Origin of the sequence: Promicromonospora kroppenstedtii DSM 19349 (assembly GCF_000515355.1) — a bacterium.
Classification (GTDB): Bacteria; Actinomycetota; Actinomycetes; order Actinomycetales; family Cellulomonadaceae; genus Promicromonospora; species Promicromonospora kroppenstedtii.
Map to the genome: position 1 here is coordinate 35,173 of NZ_KI911751.1, position 746 is coordinate 35,918.

The window sequence follows — 746 nt, forward strand, 5'->3', positions numbered from 1 at the left end:
CGCCCGCCGCGGCGGGGGAGTCAGCGGCATCCCTGGCCGCGCCGCAGCGATGGCGGTCCTGGAGACCCCGGCGACCTGACGCCGTCCGACAAGGCTGTTGACCACAGCAGTTCCTGCCGCCGGGACGCCGGCCCGGCAGCAACTGCTGTGGTCAACGTCCTGTCGGACGTCGTCGTGGCTCGGTCCGCCTGCCGGCAGCCAGGCTGCCCAGCAGCCCGGACCCGAGGTCAGTCCAGGGTCAGGGCCGTCGCCGGGGTGACTCGTGCGGCGCGGCGAGCCGGGAGGACCGCGGCCAGCAGGCCCGCGAGGACACATACCGGGAGGACGGCGGCTAGCTCCAGCCACGGGATCCGCCAGGTCGCGGCGTCGAGCGCAGCCTGCACGAACGTCTCGTAGCCCACCCGGGCGAACCCGACGCCCAGCACCGTGCCGAGCAGGGCGGCCGTCACGGACAGCAGCACCGCCTCGGTCGCGAGCATCCGGCGCAGCTGCCTGCGGGTGAGCCCGAGCGCCCGCAGCACGGCGTGCTCCCGGGCCCGCTCCAGCACGGAGAGCCCCAGCGTGTTCGCGATGCCGACCAGGGCGATCACCACGGAGATGCCGAGCAGCCCGAGCGTCGCGCCCGTGATGATCCCCAGCATCTGGTCGTCGGCGACCTCGGCCCGCAGCCCGTTGTCGACGTCGGCGCCGACCGTGTCCGCCAGCGTCTCCAGGGCGCCGACCAGGGCCATCGGGTCGGCACCGGC

Annotated in this window: 1 protein-coding gene; it reads right to left on the reverse strand. The window is 74.9% G+C overall.

Features of this window, described 5'->3' with window-relative positions; translation table 11 throughout:
* Positions 1 to 227 precede the first annotated feature (227 nt).
* Positions 228 to 746, reverse strand: a 519-nt coding sequence (locus PROKR_RS25890) for an ABC transporter permease (RefSeq protein WP_036969438.1), incomplete at its 5' end; no start/stop codon positions are given.